The organism is Lactobacillus sp. ESL0230 (genome assembly GCF_003692805.1).
GTDB lineage: Bacteria > Bacillota > Bacilli > Lactobacillales > Lactobacillaceae > Lactobacillus > Lactobacillus bombicola.
In genome coordinates, this window is record NZ_REHI01000006.1 from 560,984 (window position 1) to 580,668 (window position 19,685).

General features: G+C 37.6%; 20 protein-coding genes. All 20 read right to left on the reverse strand.

Annotated features, from left to right (window positions below):
* Positions 1 to 23: 23 nt before the first annotated feature.
* The 20 genes from F5ESL0230_RS04395 to F5ESL0230_RS04490 are packed head-to-tail and all read right to left on the reverse strand — an operon-like array spanning position 24 to position 19,684.
* Entirely contained in the window at positions 24 to 299 is a 276-nt protein-coding gene (locus F5ESL0230_RS04395; protein WP_122021745.1) for a hypothetical protein, read from the reverse strand.
* A gap of 12 nt (positions 300 to 311) precedes the next feature.
* The gene (locus F5ESL0230_RS04400; RefSeq protein WP_147440867.1) at positions 312 to 671 is read right to left on the reverse strand and encodes a hypothetical protein; all 360 of its coding nucleotides are present in this window, start codon (positions 669 to 671) and stop codon (positions 312 to 314) included.
* The gene (locus F5ESL0230_RS04405) at positions 664 to 816 is read right to left on the reverse strand and encodes an XkdX family protein (RefSeq protein ID WP_122021747.1); all 153 of its coding nucleotides are present in this window, start codon (positions 814 to 816) and stop codon (positions 664 to 666) included. Before F5ESL0230_RS04405 ends, F5ESL0230_RS04400 begins: the two co-directional genes overlap by 8 nt.
* On the reverse strand, positions 809 to 1,228 hold the full coding sequence (locus F5ESL0230_RS04410) for a hypothetical protein (RefSeq protein WP_122021748.1): 420 nt from the start codon (positions 1,226 to 1,228) through the stop codon (positions 809 to 811). Before F5ESL0230_RS04410 ends, F5ESL0230_RS04405 begins: the two co-directional genes overlap by 8 nt.
* Before the next feature lie 14 nt (positions 1,229 to 1,242).
* The gene (locus tag F5ESL0230_RS04415; RefSeq protein WP_122021749.1) at positions 1,243 to 1,626 is read right to left on the reverse strand and encodes a hypothetical protein; all 384 of its coding nucleotides are present in this window, start codon (positions 1,624 to 1,626) and stop codon (positions 1,243 to 1,245) included.
* 12 nt (positions 1,627 to 1,638) lie between these two features.
* The gene (locus F5ESL0230_RS04420) at positions 1,639 to 3,597 is read right to left on the reverse strand and encodes a BppU family phage baseplate upper protein (protein WP_122021750.1); all 1,959 of its coding nucleotides are present in this window, start codon (positions 3,595 to 3,597) and stop codon (positions 1,639 to 1,641) included.
* Positions 3,554 to 3,757, reverse strand: coding sequence for a hypothetical protein (locus tag F5ESL0230_RS04425; protein WP_122021751.1), 204 nt, complete (start codon positions 3,755 to 3,757; stop codon positions 3,554 to 3,556). Before F5ESL0230_RS04425 ends, F5ESL0230_RS04420 begins: the two co-directional genes overlap by 44 nt.
* A complete protein-coding gene (locus F5ESL0230_RS04430) occupies positions 3,757 to 7,047 on the reverse strand; it encodes a phage tail spike protein (protein ID WP_158593057.1) in 3,291 nt (1,096 codons plus the stop codon). The genes F5ESL0230_RS04425 and F5ESL0230_RS04430 overlap by 1 nt, the downstream gene beginning before the upstream one ends.
* Positions 7,047 to 7,820 carry a phage tail protein gene (locus F5ESL0230_RS04435; RefSeq protein ID WP_233551643.1) on the reverse strand — a complete coding sequence of 258 codons (774 nt, stop codon included), beginning with the start codon at positions 7,818 to 7,820 and terminating at the stop codon, positions 7,047 to 7,049. Before F5ESL0230_RS04435 ends, F5ESL0230_RS04430 begins: the two co-directional genes overlap by 1 nt.
* Positions 7,807 to 13,854, reverse strand: a complete 6,048-nt coding sequence (locus tag F5ESL0230_RS04440; RefSeq protein ID WP_122021753.1) for a phage tail tape measure protein — start codon at positions 13,852 to 13,854, stop codon at positions 7,807 to 7,809. Before F5ESL0230_RS04440 ends, F5ESL0230_RS04435 begins: the two co-directional genes overlap by 14 nt.
* A gap of 15 nt (positions 13,855 to 13,869) precedes the next feature.
* Positions 13,870 to 14,040: a hypothetical protein gene (locus F5ESL0230_RS08485; RefSeq protein WP_199692497.1), complete on the reverse strand. Its 171-nt coding sequence runs from the start codon at positions 14,038 to 14,040 to the stop codon at positions 13,870 to 13,872.
* A 31-nt stretch (positions 14,041 to 14,071) separates the two neighbouring features.
* On the reverse strand, positions 14,072 to 14,425 hold the full coding sequence (locus F5ESL0230_RS04450; protein WP_122021755.1) for a phage tail tube assembly chaperone: 354 nt from the start codon (positions 14,423 to 14,425) through the stop codon (positions 14,072 to 14,074).
* Between the two features lie 49 nt (positions 14,426 to 14,474).
* Entirely contained in the window at positions 14,475 to 15,176 is a 702-nt protein-coding gene (locus F5ESL0230_RS04455; RefSeq protein WP_122021756.1) for a phage tail protein, read from the reverse strand.
* Complete coding sequence (locus F5ESL0230_RS04460) at positions 15,176 to 15,532, reverse strand: DUF806 family protein (RefSeq protein WP_122021757.1); 357 nt, start codon at positions 15,530 to 15,532, stop codon at positions 15,176 to 15,178. Before F5ESL0230_RS04460 ends, F5ESL0230_RS04455 begins: the two co-directional genes overlap by 1 nt.
* Entirely contained in the window at positions 15,529 to 15,999 is a 471-nt protein-coding gene (locus F5ESL0230_RS04465) for an HK97 gp10 family phage protein (RefSeq protein ID WP_158593058.1), read from the reverse strand. Before F5ESL0230_RS04465 ends, F5ESL0230_RS04460 begins: the two co-directional genes overlap by 4 nt.
* Positions 15,992 to 16,345 (reverse strand): head-tail adaptor protein, encoded by a 354-nt coding sequence (locus F5ESL0230_RS04470; RefSeq protein ID WP_122021759.1) that lies wholly within the window; start codon positions 16,343 to 16,345, stop codon positions 15,992 to 15,994. The genes F5ESL0230_RS04465 and F5ESL0230_RS04470 overlap by 8 nt, the downstream gene beginning before the upstream one ends.
* Positions 16,302 to 16,658, reverse strand: a complete 357-nt coding sequence (locus tag F5ESL0230_RS04475; protein WP_122021760.1) for a phage gp6-like head-tail connector protein — start codon at positions 16,656 to 16,658, stop codon at positions 16,302 to 16,304. Before F5ESL0230_RS04475 ends, F5ESL0230_RS04470 begins: the two co-directional genes overlap by 44 nt.
* A gap of 2 nt (positions 16,659 to 16,660) precedes the next feature.
* On the reverse strand, positions 16,661 to 17,890 hold the full coding sequence (locus tag F5ESL0230_RS04480) for a phage major capsid protein (protein ID WP_122021761.1): 1,230 nt from the start codon (positions 17,888 to 17,890) through the stop codon (positions 16,661 to 16,663).
* Between the two features lie 17 nt (positions 17,891 to 17,907).
* Entirely contained in the window at positions 17,908 to 18,540 is a 633-nt protein-coding gene (locus tag F5ESL0230_RS04485; protein ID WP_369931589.1) for a head maturation protease, ClpP-related, read from the reverse strand.
* Positions 18,533 to 19,684 (reverse strand): phage portal protein, encoded by a 1,152-nt coding sequence (locus tag F5ESL0230_RS04490; protein ID WP_122021763.1) that lies wholly within the window; start codon positions 19,682 to 19,684, stop codon positions 18,533 to 18,535. The genes F5ESL0230_RS04485 and F5ESL0230_RS04490 overlap by 8 nt, the downstream gene beginning before the upstream one ends.
* Position 19,685 lies beyond the last annotated feature (1 nt).

Genomic DNA, 19,685 nt, shown 5'->3' on the forward strand with positions numbered 1-19,685 from the left:
AGCACCGACTATGGTGCTTAAACTTATTTTTTTAATTCATTAATTTCGGTGTTTAATACAAAAATTTTGTTTTTAAATGTCTCTATTTCCGTCTCTGCCTCAAGTCTACGGTCATGCTCTAGCTGATACTCTTTTTTATAGTTGTCCCTTTCCTCTTTTAAATCTTTAATATCCGTATGTAGATTATCAATTATATCGTCATATTCTTCTTTTTTTGATTTATGAATTACTGCAAAAAAAGTGGCTACTGCGCCAAGCAGTCCACCCAGTACCTGGATCAGATTGCTAATGTCATGCACAAAACCACCTCTTTAACTTTCATATAAACAGTGTAAGCAAATAAACGATACAACTACATCACCAATAATTGTGTGCGCCATTCGAAACTCGCCCGCATAGAAGGCGTGACCAAGTTGGATTAGCGCCAATATCCACATGAGCCATGTACCAAGTAACAATAAAGTTAACCTCCACCTTCTTTTTTCGTTATTTTTGATTGCATTAATCACAATTAAAACGCCCAAAAAAATAACGCCTAAGTCTAGACGCTGGTCATTCATAGCACTAGCCCAAGCTGGTGGCCAGAAAAAGTAGTTACGGTCTACTAGTAACGCAAAACCAATGACAACAATTGCTCCTCCAGCTAAAAGTTGGTCGAAATTTCTATTCAATTTTAGCCACATAGTCCTCACCTGTTATTTCTTTATAATCACTAGAATTTAAAACACCAGTACCTACAAGCATCTGTATATCAGTACTGGTGTATGTTTGGCTATTAAATTCGGCTTGCGCTAACTCTCTAAATAAATCATGCATTTGTGGTAGTACCTCCGTTTGTTGTATCAGTAGGTTTAGATAGCTTTTGATTCATCAAAGCCATTAATTTAAGCATATCTCCTTGTTGCTTTTGCATGTCTTTTTGATCCTGTTCGATAGTAGTCAATGATTGAGTAGTATTGCTTTGGTCTTTATTGACTTTTTCTAGTTGTTTTGCTTGAGTTTCAATTTTATCTTGTAAATTAGCGATTATCTGTGTTTTGCTATTGGGGTCATTTTCAACCCAACCATTAGTTTTTAAGTCCCATATTGGGTCAACCATTGACTCATCAGGTTTTTCAGCGTGCCAACGCCAAGGTAGTTCACCTTCAATTTTTTCAGGCACTTGCATTTCCATATGATGCATTCTGACATCCGAGCTAGTCGGGTCACTGTAATAATATATTTCCATTATTTAATTCTCCTTTAATTTAAAATTTGAACGTCACAATATCTGACCCATCTGTCAGTATTGCCATAAATCTTGTCTGCCTTTAACCACAACCCATACCAAGACACGTTAGTGTCGTCATTAGGCAACTTTAAGTCTTGACTAGCTGAAGCATAGTACCAGCCTGTAATGGTAGCCGTTACCGCACCATACTCTTTTAAAGCTTGAATTGAATTCATATAGCCCCAATTACATGTAGTATCATTAAAACTCATTTCATATAGATGATCGCATACACTACCAAAATGGGGTTTGCCTGCTGTTAAGGTCAGTTTTTTACCAATTAATCCATCATAGTTTTTTATAAAAACGTCTCCATTTAGAGCAAGTGTTTTTACATCTTTGCCATTTAGTAACATTATTTTCCCTTCCTATATAAGTACTAAAACATTAGGATGTGACTTTGAGTAGGCAACGCCACTGGCATAATCAGAAGCACTATATGTTTGCAGGCTACTGTTAACCTTAGTTTGCAGGTAGTCTATCCCGCTAGACAACACTGATATATCTGACCTATAGTCTTCAATCGCTGGCACCCACGTCATATCTGGGGGTGTATCTGCATCTTGCCACTGACTAGCTTTCATACAACTATATTTACCAGTGTAACTACTGTTGCTAGTAAGCAAAACAGTAACCCAAGGACAATTAGGAGGTGTTGTGAAGGTTACACTTACCCTGCCCTTAGTTCCAGCTGTAACAATAGGGCTATCCACCAGCCCCCCGCCGTTATTTACCTGCAATTTACAGCCTGCTGCACCACTAGAAAAGGCAGAGTAATCTAAGTCGACAGCAACGGTATATTTCGTGTTCGATTTCGTGTCAAAGTGCATTACATCATTAGCGGCATTAGGTGGTATATCTTTAGGCTGTTCACTGGAACCTTTGAGTAAATTTGCTGCATACATTGGCACTGATACATTGCCATTTGTAGGGGACTTACCGTTAATCTTCTTAACGCCAGTGTCTGCAGCATTCGTTAGCAAGCATTTAAAAGTATCTTGGTATGTGGTAGTACCAAAGCCGATACATCTAAAAGCATACGTTGTGTCCGTGTCGTTGGGCATGTCGTACAGTACTAAAAACTGTGTATTATAGTAGTCATTGTAGCATTTTTGAATTAAGAATCCTTTTGCACCAGCAAAGGCAGAAGATGGTAAAGCGGTAAGAGCATCAGCTCGTTTTGAAGTGGTTAGGTTGGTGCCATTAAGGCGATATATACCTGGCTTAGTTACAGTGTCAAGGTCAAACGTTGACGTTGTAACCGTGAAGTCTGGATTATCTAAGCTTGGCAGAGTTACATTGCCACTACTATCTGGGGCTTGACCATTAACCGTTTTAAGCTTACCTGCGTCAGCTAGTTTTTCACTAATTTCAATTTTGTTGTAAACCTCAGTTTTTTTATAGTAATTTTCCAAATCACTTAAATGGGCGAATTTGGTAAAGTCAACATTATTAATTTTGCCAATAGCTGCATTAGCTGTATCAATTGCTTTTTTTAATTCAGTTTGTCTATTTTCATCATTCTGCAGCTCTGTTTTTAAACTACTTAGTTGACTTTGAAAATCATTAATTGTGTTAATTTTCCAAGCATTATAATCATTTTGAATGCTGGCCAATTTATCACTAAAGCTTTTATTAGCAGCATTAATTGTTGCAATTTTGTCTTTGTTAAAATCTGCTTTTAATTGGTCTGCTTGTGCTTTCCAATCATTTTGCAAGTTCGTGATTGCTTGCTTTTGACGAGTTAATTCAGCGTCCCAATCGGATTTTAATTTATTAAACAAATCTACAGTTGTCTGAATTTTATTATTGCCATCACTAACTGCTTGATTAATATCTTTTTTGAATTGGTCAATTAAAGCACTAGTGTTTTCTTCAGTTCGTTGGATTACGGCTTGATAATGCGTTTCGAATGCTTTTAAAGATGATACATAGTTATCGTTATTAATATGGATTGATTCGTCTTGAATTACTTCAATATCAAAGCTCTTAGTAGTATCGATAAACGTGCCATCTTTACTACTAATATCAAACCATGCTACACCGCTTGCTGCATAGACAGCTTCACACAATGTATATGTAAATCGCCCAGCTTTTGCATCAGTTACTTTAATACGCTCTGATTCACTGTCACTAACAATTTTGCCGCCCTCTTTATCTTCAGAAAAAGTTATTATTTTATCAGTTAAATCGTATGCACTGTTGTTAGCATCTAAAACAATAACCGACAACACTTGACCACGTTCTCCTTGTCCAATTTTACGAATGTGGTCGCTAACAATACTAGCCGTTTTGTTTGTTGGTAGCACTATCTGCGCTAGACTCATACTTTCCCACCTTCTCTCTTAAATTATTTACTGTTTCTTGCAATTGCGAATTGCGCTGATTTAGTTGTTCATTTTCTGTTTGCAAAATTGCTACTTGCATACTTAAGCTACCTATCTGTAGCGCCATATTACTTGCTAAATGCTCGAATTCTTTGTTCATTATAAAAAATCAAATCCTTTCTTACCGCCTACCCAATGACGAGCGACCCAATCTTGAATTGACGAATATCCATCTGCATTTTTTAAAAAAGTACCATTACCATCATAAATGTGCCCACGACTCAAGTTTAAGCCGTTAATTAAACTGCCGTCACTGCTAGAAGATAGTTTTGTGTTTAGCACTCCGTCGCGTATCATCCAGATATTTTTACTATTAATCACAACGGCGTCACTGCCATTGGCTACGACCACACCATGTGTCCCTGAAATAATGCTACTAATGCTAGAAGGTAGGGCGTCATTGATAGTTCCAACAGTTAATGTGGTGCCTCCAACAACAGTCTTTAAGGCACCATTAACTAGTAGCGATTCAGCGTTTAAAGATTGAATAGTGCCGGCATTAATATATTGAGCATTGACCCAACCTCTTGAATCGATAGCACTTCGTGTTTCTCCATTTGGCCCAAAAAAGCCTAATCCATGGTTATTAAAAATAAGTGACCCTTCACTATTTACAGCTCTAATTTCAACTGGGTCTTTATAAGTTTGATTCCCATTAGCATCAATAAATTGCAAAACAGCCGTACCACCTGATTCTATCCACGACTTAGTCTCCTCCATTTGCTCATGGTAGTCTTGCAGGGCTTTATCGAACTTTTGTTGTTCAACCATTAAATTGCCAGTTTTTTCATCAATAAGTCTGATACTTTTACCGATTTCCATTTCAGCTTCTTTTCGGGCATTACCTTCTAGCTTTAAAGCTTTAGCAACTGCATCAGTTAATCCATAAGCTCTTTTTATTTGTCCATTAGTTCGGCTGAATTTTTCATTCGATTTGCTCTCAATTTCTTGTTGCATCAAGTGCTGGTAAGTTTCAGGAGGCTTTCCTAACTGTATCTGGGTATAATGATGACTTAAACAGTCGAATTGAACTCCATAAACTTCAGCAGTTTCTTGTAAGTCGTACGGTTGAAAGCGAACATAAAGATTGTCGTATAAACTCAATTGAGTCCAATCGGCATTAATCCCCGACATTTCTTGATAGTTAACTGTGGTTGATACATCGATATGGCCATAACGATATTGTTTTAAGTAATTTTGACCAAGTTGTGTTAACTGACTGATATCCGCATCAGTGGCAACAAAAGACCCATCAGGCTGTTGTCCTGACAGGTCTTGGTCATCATGCTTAAAATTGCTACTTAAATCAACTGTGTTTACTTTATCGACATTAGGGTCAATACCAAATCCATCTGCATATAAAGGACCAATTTTTACTGTGACTTCTTTTTGTGATTGGTCAACACTCGCATCATAGTCATCACTACTATTGCTGTCATCATCTGGAGCGTGTAAGGTTGAGTCAGTTAAATTATCTTCTGGTATCCACCCTGTCCTACCTTTATATGTTACTTCAATATAAGTTTTACCATCACCGCCTTGGGCTTGATGACCAGTTATCTTAAAATCACCATTTACTGAACTAGCCCCAGCTGGAATCGACCAGTTAGATGCGTTCCGACTATCAGGGGTATCATAAATTTCTACCTTAGAATCATCTTTGAGTTTTTGATTTAAAATTTCGTCCCATGATTTAGGCTTGTAACTACCATTTCTGTGATAATCAATTGAGCCCGAACTAATCCAACCATACTTAGTATGATGGTAAGTTTTGCCACCTTGAACTATAGTTTGGTCAATGGTTGCTCGTCCTTTATGAACTTTAACTTTTACATTTTTTTCTTTGGGCTCATGATAAGACTTGTTAGGTACCTTGTGTCTATTTTTACCTTTACCGACCCAGCGATAGGGACTTTTGACTTTACTTGTAGTCACCACTTTTTCAGTTGTTGGCACCATTTCGTTCTTTTTAGCGTCCCATTGGTATTTAGTAGAGCCTTCTTTAATTTCGCCATAGCCGTTATTAGTGTATTTTTTATAAGACCCATCTTGAGTTAGAGATAAGTGCGGACCAAAAAGCCATTCGTGACTACCAATTCTGTACCACAAATCGCCATTTTGATTACGCTCTGCCATATCATATTTAACAACGGTACCATTTTTATATGTGGTACCTGTACGATAATGGTCAGCGCCAATTTCTGGCGAATAGTAGCCATGAATCACGCCGCCAACTTGATAAGCAACAACAGCTGTACCAGTCATTCTTACTCTTGTTCCAGCTCCTGATTCATCATATATGCTATTAGATACAACTGTGCCGTCACCTGTAACATCATTAACTAGATAATCACCACTTTTATCAAAGCTTATCCAGTTAGCATTAATCCAACCACCACCTTTTAGTGGATACCAATCATCTCCATTAACTGTGTTAATCTGGTATTTCCCGTCTGGTGTCATATCGCCATTGTGGACTAACTTACCTAAAAATATTTTGTCGCCATTTTTAATTGAATTGATTAGCTTTTGTCCTTCGACAGGCGAATCATAAATATTTACAAAGCCACCTGCCATGTAAACAGTTGCCCGACTAGAATATTCTGTATCCCAGCTATTCCAATCGGTGTTATCTGCGGTTGCAATTGCCTGCCCAGGTGTATAAGTGGCAACAAAGACTGCTCCAGTCCACATATTTTCAATGTTACGGTCTTGTGTGATTGATTGAATATTTTTACCGTAATCAACGATTATGCCGGTGTCTGCACCAGCTTTTTTAGAATGATGAATATCGAAGTTATCAAATTCCAATTCGCCGCCAAAAATCCCCAGAACTGATTGAACTGCAGTGTCGCCTTCAGCGTCAGGGCTAATCAATAAAGTTCCTGCTTGCTGACCTTTCTCGATATTGATATTACTGATAGTTGTTACGTCACTATCAAAATTAAACTCTTTCTGTGGAAGCATGGAATTAATAATTTGATTCATCAAATCTTGTGCTGACGCAGAATTAAATTGTATGGCATCTGGTACTGTTGCATCATTTAAAGTCGCTGAAATATGATTTGCGTCAATAACTAACTGGTCAAACTCTTTCTGGATATGAACTATTTTAAAAAGTTGATGAACGAATTTGTAGTTAATATCAGCCAAAATATATGTGTTTTCGGCTAACTTTTTAGCATGTACACCATCTTTAGGATAAGTTAACTGTAAAGTCGGAAATTGATTATAATTCCACGTTACTTGACAGCTGACAGCGTCGCTTAAAGTTAAACCGGGAGTTGTTAAATCACTAGTAACACTAGAATACCAATGCGGATAATCTAGCAGATAATCATATTCAGCGTAGTTTGTCTGTGGTAATTGACCGATTATAATTTTTGCCATTAAGCTAATCGCCTCCATCGTGGCATATACTCAGCACGGGTAATCACTCCATCTGCTGCTTTGATTGAAATTCTATTTTCGCCAACCGGCAGTTCGGGTGGTAATAGATTCGGAAAGTGAGTCTGATTATTATAAAGCGTACCTTTAGCATCATAGGTGTCTCCTGTGTCACCATTAAGCCAAAATTCGCCGTTCATATTATCAAACTGATAATTTAAATCGTTAACATTTAAGACAAAAGAGCCATTAGCAACAAAGTGCCAGTTGGGTATGGCAACCCTTGTTTCAGAATTAAAAACCACACCATTTTCGGGTAAGTCAATGTAATTAATACCATTAACGCGGTATAAATAGGGTTCACAATAAAAAGTCAATTGACCAGTAGCTAAGTTTGGACAATTTTCATCTGAAGTAAACTGCGGCATTGTTTGTACAATCGCGTTGTAAGCATACTCTGGATCAATTTCAAACTGTAAATACTGATACTGCCTTTTACCATTAACTTCAGGAGCAATTAGCCAATCAACCAACTCTCTTTCCCACTCAAATTGTGTGTAATTTAATGGTCTTTCAACTATACAATTAAATGTTTCGGTCACATTTTGATATGAACCGTTATCTTGAATAAAATCGCCTGAACGTCCTTTGATATGTGTTAAGTCAATATCTGGTACAGCATGTACTGGGTCAAAAGGATATTTTATTAAAATCCCTAAATCCGTTGAAGACTTATTATTAAAAATTAAGCCTGAAAAACCGTTAGAAATTGCCACTTAACCCCCTCCTTTGCTTAATTTGAGCAGCACGTTGGTCTTCTTTGTAAAACGGCTCGACTGTTTGCCACAAAGTTCTACCTTCGGGCGTAGTTAATGTAATATTTGCTGAATTATCTTTAGTAGCAATTCGCTCTAGCAACTGCAAAACAGAGTGTCTAAACTCATGCTCTTCTTCAGCTTCTTTTGTATCAATTATAGGCTGATTTTTAAAGCCACTTTGGGCAGATAGGATACCAACTGCTTTACCGATTAGTTCCCACGCCCGTGTGGCTTTAGTTGGAACTAAAGGGACAATCATTTCAGGCTTGTTACCCTCAGAAATGTGAGCTAGTTTTTCGGTTATTGATAAACCACCATTAGCATATGCACCACCTGCAACACGTGAAAAAGCAGCGCTATTACTGCCATATGCGTGCTTCATATAATTAATAGCAGCATAAAGGTTGTCATAACCGTTCCAGATATTGGCATGTGCGTTTTGCTTGTACAGGTCAAAGGTTGGTGGTACTACTTGTGCTAGTCCTTTAGATGGTATTCCAGCTTTAGCATTAGAGTCCCAAGTGTTAATTGCCTTAGGATTACCGTTTGATTCTCGGGCGATTACTCTCAGCCATGATTGTACTTGAAATGGTGTAGCATTAAACCCATTAGCCTTTAATGCTTTTATAACTGTTGCTTTCCAGCGGGCTACACCATCTCCAGCAGGGTCTGCCATATGTTCGCCAAACTGTTCAGCAATTTTACTAATAGTTTTCCAAAAACCGCTACCTACTTGGACTTTGATTTTTTTCTCTAAAGCAGAATTAGTTTTAACTTTTGGTGTACTATCTTCTTTTAAACCTTTAACTCTAGCAAAAAGTGGTGAACCTTTGCCAACCACACTGCTTAGAGTATTCATATGTATTCCTTGGCTAGGAGATTCTGCTGAAAAATATTTATTTCCGCCAGCATAAACGCCAACGTGTTCGCTGCCTCCAGGACCCCAGAAAACTAAATCGCCTGAGTGAGCTTGAGCCTTGGATATGTGTTGACTTGCAGCATACTGTGCTCCAGAGAAGTGGTCATAGTTAATCCCAAAAGCCTTTTTCAGAGCATATTTAACTAGTCCAGAACAGTCAAATAGCTCTGGACCTTCTGAACCCCAATGGTAAGCATGACCTTCTCCATACTTTTTGACGGCATCAAGCAAAGCAGACGGAGAACCCCCGTCATTAATTTTGTTATCAGCCATTTTCCACAGCCGACTCCACCAATCAACGGATTGCTTGCCCATTTTTTTAAGTGAGCCTTCAACCAAGGCCTTCATAGCACCCTTAGCTGAATCTGTTAGTTTAAAGATATTATCTAAGGTCTTAATTGGTTGCTTGTTATAAGCTTTAGCTTGGTCATATAACTTTTTAAGATACCCTGTACCACTCGCAAATGGAACTAGCCCAAGCATTTTTGTTTCAGTAGCGTTTAAAACTTCATCGCCAGGGTGTAAAAGAGCCGGCACATTAATACCGTTAACTATGCCTAGTTGACCAGTACTTGGTCGATAGATAGCTTCGCGATTACCAGTTTCCGGCGAATCGTGCCCGTCATTGAGGACAGCCATAGTAGGTTGGGTAATAGCTTTTCTTTGGCTACCAAAGAATCCTGTACCTGTAGCAAGGTGAATTTTACTAATGACGTTGCTATTACCACCAAACGATTTAATGACATTATTAACGCCAGAAGTTGCGCTATTGATTGTGGCAATCATCTTACTCATGCCATTTTTAGCATAACTAGGAATTGCACTTTCAAAAACTTTTTTGAAATCTCTCTTTAAATAGTCAAGCCAAGAATTAAAGTGAGCATTATACTTTTTAGCACCACTTTCAAAAGTATTTATTAAATGCTTTAAACCGTCAGCTTGATTATCTTTAGATTTAGTCATTGACTTATCTACTTTTTTAGGAGCATTATCCCAAAGGTCAGCCCAATCCTTGTTATAAGTCTTTTTAAATTCTTTAAGTGACTTTTCTAAGCTTTTAAATGCATCTTCTAGTTGAACAACAAAAGTTTGTTTTTTACCTTGTTTAGTAAAGGCTTTGTTAGCTTTGTTAATTTGGTCAGCAATTTGTTTGCCGAACTTATTTTTCTTTAGTGTATTACTTAAGGATTTTATAGATGACTCAAGCTTTTTTACCTTAGAAGTAACTTTTGCCATTGCCTTAAATCCAGTAGTTACAGGCTTAATATATTTGCCTATTTTTTGAATATCTTTAGCAACATCATTTAGTGGCTTTTTAAGCGATTTGAGTTCACTGATAAAGCTTGAGCTTTTTTTGCCTTTGACTTGTGGTTTAACTAGTGACTTAGTTAACTGACTAATATATTTTGAAATATCTTTAGCATCAGCTTTAAGTGATTTACGTAATTTATCTAATCCTTTGGCCATGTTCTCGAAAGGATTATTCTTTTTATTAGTAAATTGCTTAGATATTTTGCCGATTTCTTTAAAATCTTTAGTTGTATCACTTAATTTTTTGTTTAAATGATAAATTTTAGTATCAAGATTATCGAAAGCCTTAGCTACAGATTGAACTTTTTCATAAATACCGGATTTTTTACTACCAAAACTCTTGTTTAAATCTTTTAGACCACCTATAATGCCTTTTTTGCTTTTACTTAAAGCTTTTTCCAGTTTAGGCAAATCACTGGTTAGTTCTTTAAAGGCATCAACTTTAGCCATTGATTTTGCAAAGGTTGCAAGATACTTAAAAGCATCTCCAATTGGCTTAATATCTTTAGATAAACGCCCCCAAGTTTTTTCATGTTTGGACAACGCACTACTTACACTATTTAGCTCTTTGGACGGATCATTTTTCTTAATGGTGCTTTTAACTGCACCTAAGTTTTTAGCATAATTCTTGAGTGCTTTAGACATTGACTTAACATTAGCGATAGATTTTTTAGATACATCCATAGCTGATGCCATAACTTTTTCATCAGTAGCACTTAATTTAGAAGATTTTTTCTTTTTCCCAGAATCATCATTCCAAAAATTGGACCAGCCTTTAGCGATTCCTTTTCTAGCATTTTCCATATTTTGGGCGTTTCTAGGAAGGATTAAAGTTCCTAATTGTGACCAAAAATTATTAGATTTACCACCAGCTTTTGGATTACTAATTCCAGCCGCAAAACTATTCCAATTTCGATTAAGCCCACCTAAAAAATCTTTATTAAACCATTTGCCAAAGCTATTAAATCCTGCTTTTAATTGCTTCCACAGTGCAGGTAATTTACCACCAAACGAAGTACCTAATGAAGCTCCTAAAGTAGCACCTGCAGCAGTTCCAATTCCTGGAACCACTGAACCTAATGCGGCACCAATACCTCCTCCAAGTACAGCACCGACTGTCTTACCTTTTGCTTGTTGCCTTTTTTTACCTGGTCCGCTTGTAAGTCCTTTAAAAATATCAACTGCATCAAATGCTAAAGCAGCAACTCCAGCCACTTTACCAAATCCATTTTTAGCAATTGGTAAAAATCTACTTATTAAACCTTTACCACTACTAGTACCGATTTCTTCAGCTGCTTTTGAGGCTGGACGAAAAATTTTAGCCCATTTAGTTTTGCCAAGTAATCTGGCATCGCCAATTTTACCCACTAGTTTGCGAGCCCAGCCAAGACCTGCTCCAGAACCAGATTCTTCAGCGATTTTTGTACCATTCTGAAAGAGAGCCCTAAATTTGACTTTGCCTTTTGAGTTAAGAATGTTTTTAGAAACACCAGTTACGTATTTCTCAGCATCTTTGGCACCAACTTTTTCAATTGCAGCTGTTCCTAATTCAGCACCAATTGAACTACCATTATCTGCTTTATTTAAAGCACTTTTAAGTGCAGCATTCTCTTTTAGAAGTTTGTTAGTTACTGCAAGCGATTCATTATATAAGTCTTGATTCCTTTTACCTAACAAAGTTCCAGAAAATAAATCCGAAAGAGTACGTTTTACTGAAACAATACCTTTTAAAAGTTTATAGCCGGCAAAAGCTTCTAGCATTTTTTTACCGATATTTGAAACCACTTCAATGTGATTACCTTTGCCAAGCCAATTAATTAAATCAGCAACCTTATTAGCAATGGTACCAATCCCATTGGCTATTTTTTCAATGCCTTTCATGGTCGAAGGTCGGTTAAATACTTTAACCATTGCGGTAGAGGCTTTAGACAAAGCCGGCATCATAGCTGTACCTATATCAATCTGAACTGCTTCCATGGCTTCATGAAATTGCTTTTGTTGATTTTTAGTAGCTTTCATGTTTTTGTTAGCTAACTTGCCAACATAGTTATTTTTATAAGCGCCAGCAACTTGCTTATTAACTCTTTCAAGCTCTTTAGTATTAGTTGCTAAAATTGCAGCTGCATTCTGTCCTGTTGTACCAAAAACGTTATGGAAAAAGTTTGACCGGTCAGCTTTTGGAACATGATCAGCAATCTCTTGAAAAATTTTAGCAATTGGCTTTAGTTTACCGGACTTAGTTTTAAAGTCATCAACCGATAAACCGTATTTTCGAAGCGCATCAGCTCCATTTTTAGATGGAGTTTGCAAACTAATCAAAATTTTTCTTAGCCCAGTACCAGCTTGCTGAGCTTCAAGTCCAGAGTTGGATAAGACACCCATAGCACTAGCTGTTTCAGTCAATGACACACCAGCTGTTTTAGCAGAAGTACCAACATAGTTCATACCTACTCCAAGAGATTTGAAATCTGTTGAAGTAGCATCAGCAGCCATCGCTAACTTGTTAGCAACAATTCTAGTATTACGTAACATGCCAGTGGTAGATTTTGTCCGCATACCGAAAGCTTCAAGCACTGAAGTGGTAACCTGCATGGTGTCGGCAAAATCGTCACCAGATGCTTTAGATGCTTGTAAAATAGCTTTCATAGCACCTAATGACTGCTTACCATCATAACCACGTTTGATTAACTCTTGATAACCCTTAGCAATACTATCTTGACTTTGTGCATATTGGATAGAGTACTTACGTCCATCTTTTTGCATTTCAGCAACTTCTTTAGTTACATCTCTAGCTTTTTCGCCCGATGTAATCAACAAGTTTGTGTTTTCGGTCAGCGATTTTTGTAAATTACTAGCTTTTTCAGCACCTTTCCATGCAAACGCACCGGTAGCCGCAATACCAGCTGAAGCTGCAATAGCAGTATTTTTGAAATTGGATATTGTTGATTTTAAAGAATCGCTAAGCTTATGAGTGTTTTGTCTTAAAGTTGTTATCGCTTTGTCAGCAACCGCAATACCTGTTGGGTGAAATTTATTAAATTCTGCCCGAACATCTTTTTGCTTGTTTCTAAGTTCAGCAAGTGATAATCCAGTCCTATTAACACGATTTTCTTGTATCCGATAAGCGTCACTAGTTTTACCGGACTCATTTTCAATACGCTTTAATTCCGCTTCTTGCTTTTTAAACTGTTCCGTTAAATTTGCAATTCCAGACCGATATGAATTAAGTTTAGCTTGACTAGACCCAAAAAGATTATGTTCTTCTTTTAATCTGGAAATATAAATCCTAGAAGATTCAGATGATTCTTTATAATCTCTTTGAAGCTTGGCTAACCCAGACTCATAGTAATTTAACGACTGTTTAGCTTTACTTTGTTGAGTAGTCAATGAAGTTAATCTGATTTCAGCCTTTTTTAGCTGACCTTCAGTTTTAGCAATTTGTTCGCCGTATTTACCATACTCAACTTTGCCCTCTTTAGTTGACCTATCAACATTTTTTTGAGCTTCTACTAACTGCTTTTGCTCTCTGGATAAACCGCTAATGTACTCTTTTTGCTTTTCAATGGTAGTTTTTAAGCCGTCATACTTTGCTTTAGCAGCTTCGGTAGTTTTACCAACCGAATTCATTTCCGCGCGTTGTGCTTTCCACGCTGATATGGTATTAGTTACGGCTTGCTTTAATTCCCTTAAAGTTCTTACAGGTTGACTGCCATTTAAGGTCATATCAACCGACATTTCGCCAACAGGAATTTTTCCTGACATTCAATTACCTCCTTTCTATTTATCCATATTATCTGCAACGTCCCATAAAGTTTTGGGACGCTTATCTCGTGGACGTGCGTTCATGATTTCAATAAGCCGCGGGTAATCAGTATTTTCGAAAGTCTCTGGGGTCATATGCGCCCATATAATCATCTGTTGCTCGGTATAATCAAAATCTTCAATCATTTGCTCATATGCCCGCACTGGGTCATCATCACTAAGATTCTGTGTTTTCGCTTTTGTCGGCGTCCCAACCTAGCACTTTAGCCATGATTTTTTCAGCAAACTCTCTAACATCATTAAAATCCGCTTCTTCATCAATTTTTTTGAACTGTTCGTCTGATAAATTTAAGATATCTCTTAAAAATTCACCGTATGTAGTAATAGCTTTGTTAGTCGCATCGAGTAATTCCAAAATGGAATCAGCGTTATCATCTTTTAGATTAGAAACTGCCATATTTACCTTAGCAAACTCTTTTTGTGCAACTAAGCAACGACGCATATTTTTACCTGTAGTTGGGATTTCAAAAGTTTTTAAATGTAATTTTTTACCGCTAATTTTTACTGACATAAATTAATTCCTTTCGTGCCTACCTCTCCCGCCCTGCTTATTCAATTAATTAGTTATTGGGTGTCCCATTAGCATCAGAAGCTTGCTTGTTTTGAGCAGTGTCATCGCTAGTAATCTGCCCCGTTATAAACTTAATCATTTTAGTAAAATTGAACCCTACTTCGTCTGAATAGAATTTTTCATAAAGCAGTAAATCGCTTGGGCGTGAACTTGCGGATAGTGTTAAAGCATCATGTACCACGTTTTCATTTTCCGTGTCAGTGCCTAAATTCAATTCTCCCGGCGCAAAAATTCCGTACGGGAAAGCCACATATAAATCGATTCCTTTGTTTTTGTTAAAAGTGTGCGCAATCACGCCACCTTTTGTTGGATTTGACCTACCTTTACGAGCATAACCACCTAATTCATCTTTAACTAAACCAGTTAATTGATCATAGATGACGTGCGGAATATCGTTAGCGCCCAAAGAAATAGATGGCTGTTCTGTACCACTATTAACTTCAGCGATTGCATTCGAACCATAAACGCGAGTTACAGTTGGCGCAATACCAGTAATATTTGCTTGAGTAGCACCTTTTGATGAATCCAAATCAATTTTAAATAACCCTGGTAATTCAGCGTGCGTAACTGGGTCAAAAACCTTACCTTTATCGCCATCATATGTAAATCCACCCTTAGAAGGGTCAGTTTTTAGTTTGTTGTCCTTGTCTAAAGTGAAAACGATAATATCGTCTAAACCTGTAACTTCCATTAATCTCTCCTTGTAAAAAATAAATCTATTTCAATCCGATTCTGGTCATCAACATAATGGCCAGAGTCGGAATTTCTTTGCCATTTTTGGCGTATAAAAAAAGACGTTATCGATTTTTCGAAAGCGTCCGCATCAACTGTATTTGACGGATAACAGATTTTAACCTGTATCTGCTTAACTAATTGATTGTATACATTACTACCATGCTCTGTTGGCACCTGCATAACTTCAGATACTGCAATTAGCGTCTTTTTCTCAACTAAAGAACTCGCTGGAATGTAAAAAGCATAAGCTCGACCCAAGTCAGCTATGCCTGCATTATTTAACTCAGCGGCTATAGTTCCAGCTAGTGTCATAAACCGGTCACCTTCTTAAACGCTTGTGCCTCAGCCTTTAAAACTTCAGACTTAGCGTCTAATTCAGCACCTTCCATAAAATGCATATTTTTAACTTCTTTGGGACTCATACCAGCTGTGCCGTTATTGACAAAGCGCGCAACCATAGCTTGATATTTACTATCAAAGCCAACTAAAGTATTACCAGAAGCCACCCCGTCAACACTTTTACCTGGAACAAAAGTTATAGACTCACGCAAATGCTTAGTTTTGCGCGGCTTTTTACCGTGCTTTGCGTTATTGTGCCCAGTAGAGCGTCCAAATTTATCATATTTTTCAGAACTCATTGGTGTCTTAACTTTTAATTTATCAGCAAAAACAGCTGCACCTGCACCTGTAACTTTACCTTTATCAGTAGCAGATAAATTGGTAACATTAACGACCGAGTTATACCAGTCCTCTAATTGTTTATCTAAGTCATCAGCCATTAGCATCACTTACCTTTCTAATCGTTATTAAATCGTAAGCAGTGGGGTTAGTATATGGGTCCTGATTTATGTTAATCACTTTATAAATGTGATTTTTAAACTGAGCATGAGTAATACCGGACCAATCATTTTTATGGTGTACCACAACAATTGTATTATCTGTTTGCTGAAGTCCTGCCATTTGAATCATTTGATTAGTAGTTAAACTCCATAACCCGCAGAGTGTAGGACTCCCACGTGATACAAAGTTACTAGTTGGTAAACCATTAATATCAGTATCTTGGTCATCAATAGTGCCGAATTTAATTGCTAGACTTAGTCTGTCCGGATTCTGAAGTTGAACCATTATCCTCCTCGCTTTCGTCAAAACTGCCACGTAGTTGCCCAATAATAGCTTTTGCAGTCGTACTGCTAACAGCATTTGATGGGTGGTTAAATAAATTAGCTGCTATTGCAAAACATGCCAATCGATATAGTGGCTCAATATCTTCACGTTTATAAAAATTCGTGCTATTACCAATAGCTCCTTGCACATAAATTTCAGCCCCCAGTAGGGTAGATTTCATACGAGCCAGTGTCTGCTCGTCTAAAGCATCATCATCTGGTAAATAGCCTAGCGTACGCTTAAACTCGTCATCAACTTTTAAAAAGCTAATCATGATTAAGCTTTAGCATCTGAAGTATTAGGCTTTTGATCGGCTACTGTCTTAAATGAAGCAGCTGCAAATGCGCCTTCATCAATCAATTCCACATCAAAGCGGTCAATGAAGCGGATTTTAGTCGTATCAGTTTCAAATGCTCCACCACCTATGTTAGTTGGTGTAATAGACATACTTTGACGGTCGTATAAAGTAATCCCTTGCTTTAAATCGCCAAAATATAGTGGGTGAGCCCCATTAACATCTGGTAACCACTTATCCGCTACCACAGTTACAGCGTGACCACCAATGCGGTAAGTTTCAGGATTTGTTACATCTTGTTGAATCATGTAGCGACCTTCAGCATCTTTCATTTTTGAAAGAATGTTAAAACCGGATTGATTAGTTACATAACTTGATGTAGCAATAATAGCAGGGTCTAACGTATTATTTTGTAAATCTTTAATATCATCAAACTTGGTAATTGTAGGCTTAGCAGGCACTTTACCCATAACAGCTAAGATTGCTTGATTACGCGTAACCACATCCTTTTTAGCAGCCCAATTTTCAAGCCAAGAAATTATATTGGCGGAGGTATCTGCTAGCAAAGTATTAGTAGCAGTTGTGATACCGGCATAACGATGTATCACATACTTAACTAGTGTCAGTTTCGGTTCATCAATATTACCAATTTGAGCTGTTTCATCATCTAAGTTGGCTAGTGGTGTAATATCTGAAAGCTTTTCGTAAACACGTGAGCCACGTGGTGTTGTTACTTTTTCGATGTTAACCAAGTTTGCCAAAGAAGCAAATTGACGCATCAAAGTATGGATTGCAGTTTGTACATCTTCTGGAATGGTCAAACCTGCATCTGTATCGTCACCTGTAATTTTAGTACCGTCCGGCATTTTTCCAGAAGTAGCGATATTCTTTAAATCAGAAACAAATTTGTCAGTAATTTCCTTGGCTAATTCCTTGTCACTCTTTTTCTTTTCAACAGGCTTTAAATCAGTTGGCTTTTCCGTTGCACGCGCATCTTCTAAGGTTTGTTTAGCAAAATCACGTGCATCAATTGCATCTTGATAATCTTTAGCAGCATTCTTCATTTTGTCTTTAAATACTGCTTTTTCATCGTCACTCATATTGGCAAATTTAGCGTTGTATTCCTCATTTAACGCAATCTTTTTGTTCAATAAATCAGTGACTTTGTTGCCTTTGGCAATCCAGTCATCATGTAATTGGTTAATATCCATCTATTTTGATTCTCCTTTTATTCCCATAATAAAAGAGCCAAGTTATCTTTAACCTGACTCTTTTTTGTACTATCTTTATGTATTAAATTTTTCATTTTCGGAATTAATTCCGGTTTGATTGGCAACTCACCTTCGGCATTAGTCATTACTGGCTGGCTGTCAAACATAATATCATCAGCAAAGCCATTTTCGACTGCCGTTTTTGCATTCATCCAAGTTGTTTTGGACATTAGTGTGTAAATATCTTCTGGCGATTGTCCTGTTTTAGCTGAATATAAATCGACCAGCGACTTATCCATTTCACTCAATTGCATTAAAGAGCTGGACAAATCATCAACATTGCCCTCAGTGACCACAGAAGCCCTGTGAATCATCATCTGCGCCATTGGCGACATTTCTACCTTGTTAGCCGCTAAAGCTATCCATGAAGCCGCCGAACATGCTTGACCAACAATCTGTGCTGTGATGTTTCCTGAATACGATTTTAACGCAGTATAAATTTCCGCCCCAGCGGTCACATAACCACCAGGCGAATTGATTTCCAACACAATATCAGCACCATTGGCGTTGTTTAAGGCTTGTTTAACAGCTTTCGGTGACGAATAATCATAACCCCACCAATCGTAAATTTCGGCATCATCATCAGACACCACCGTTCCTTTTATTGGTATTGTTTTCATCTATCTCACCTCCTTCATATTGTGGTAAATCTTGTGGGAAATAACCCGCACGTTGTAGCACGAATTGTGCTTGTGTAGGCGATAAGGCTCCGTCATTAACCATTTTAGAGATTCGTCCGGCAAAGCTATCTCCTACTGCATCAACTGCCGGACGCAAATCTGGTGTAACTGTGACATTTAATTTTTTATTAAACTCACTTACAATTGGTCCAACATAGCGCTTTAAAGCCTTGGCGTACTGGGCATTTTCTTGGTCAAGATTAGACTGTTGGTCACCAGTTCCATTTACATAGCTATCAGGAATCCCATAAACTTTCGCTATTTGTTTACTCGTCCAGTCAACTTGCGCCAATAATTTTGCTACATCGCCCTTGATTTCTAAAGGTTTGTATTCTTCTAAATCATCTAAAACAACTACTCTGCCATCACGAATCTGTTTCATAAAAGTACGACCACGTGCTGCTTTTTTCTTTTCATCAAGCAAACCACCGCCTTTTACGCTTAAAACACCAGGCGAAGTAACAGATTGGCTTAGTGCATTTTTAGTCAAATCGTTAGATTTATTTTTTATAGCAAGTTCTTCCGTCAATGCCATAAGAGGCGAGTAACCTGTCAACCCAATTGAATCTCTAGACATTAGCCTAAAATGAATCATATCGCCTTGCGGGACATTGGTCATCAAGCCGATATTTGGCTCATCAAAAGCAACATCATAAACTAGCCCTTGACCATTTAACTCTTTGTAAGTGGTAACCTGAGAGGGTCTAAGACCTTCCCAGTATAAATCTACCCCATTAGCATTTCGCCAGCGATAAGCGTACGCATTGCCGTCTAACAGTAGCTGTGCAAACATGCTCTGCCAAAAAGAGTAGCCGTTAGTTGAAACACTAGGACTTGCCAAAAAACGCTGCATCCGTGGTGACTTAATTTGAAACCTTACCAGTGCCAAATCAGCCGACAATTGAGAAATTAATGAATATAAGTCCGAATTAGCTAACGCTTGGTTGGCTGAAATATATTTTTCATTATTACCGCCAGTTAAATAATCTATAAAATCAGTGCTGTTTAAATCGACAGTTTGACGTTCTTTTTGATTAAAATTGAAAACCGGCAAA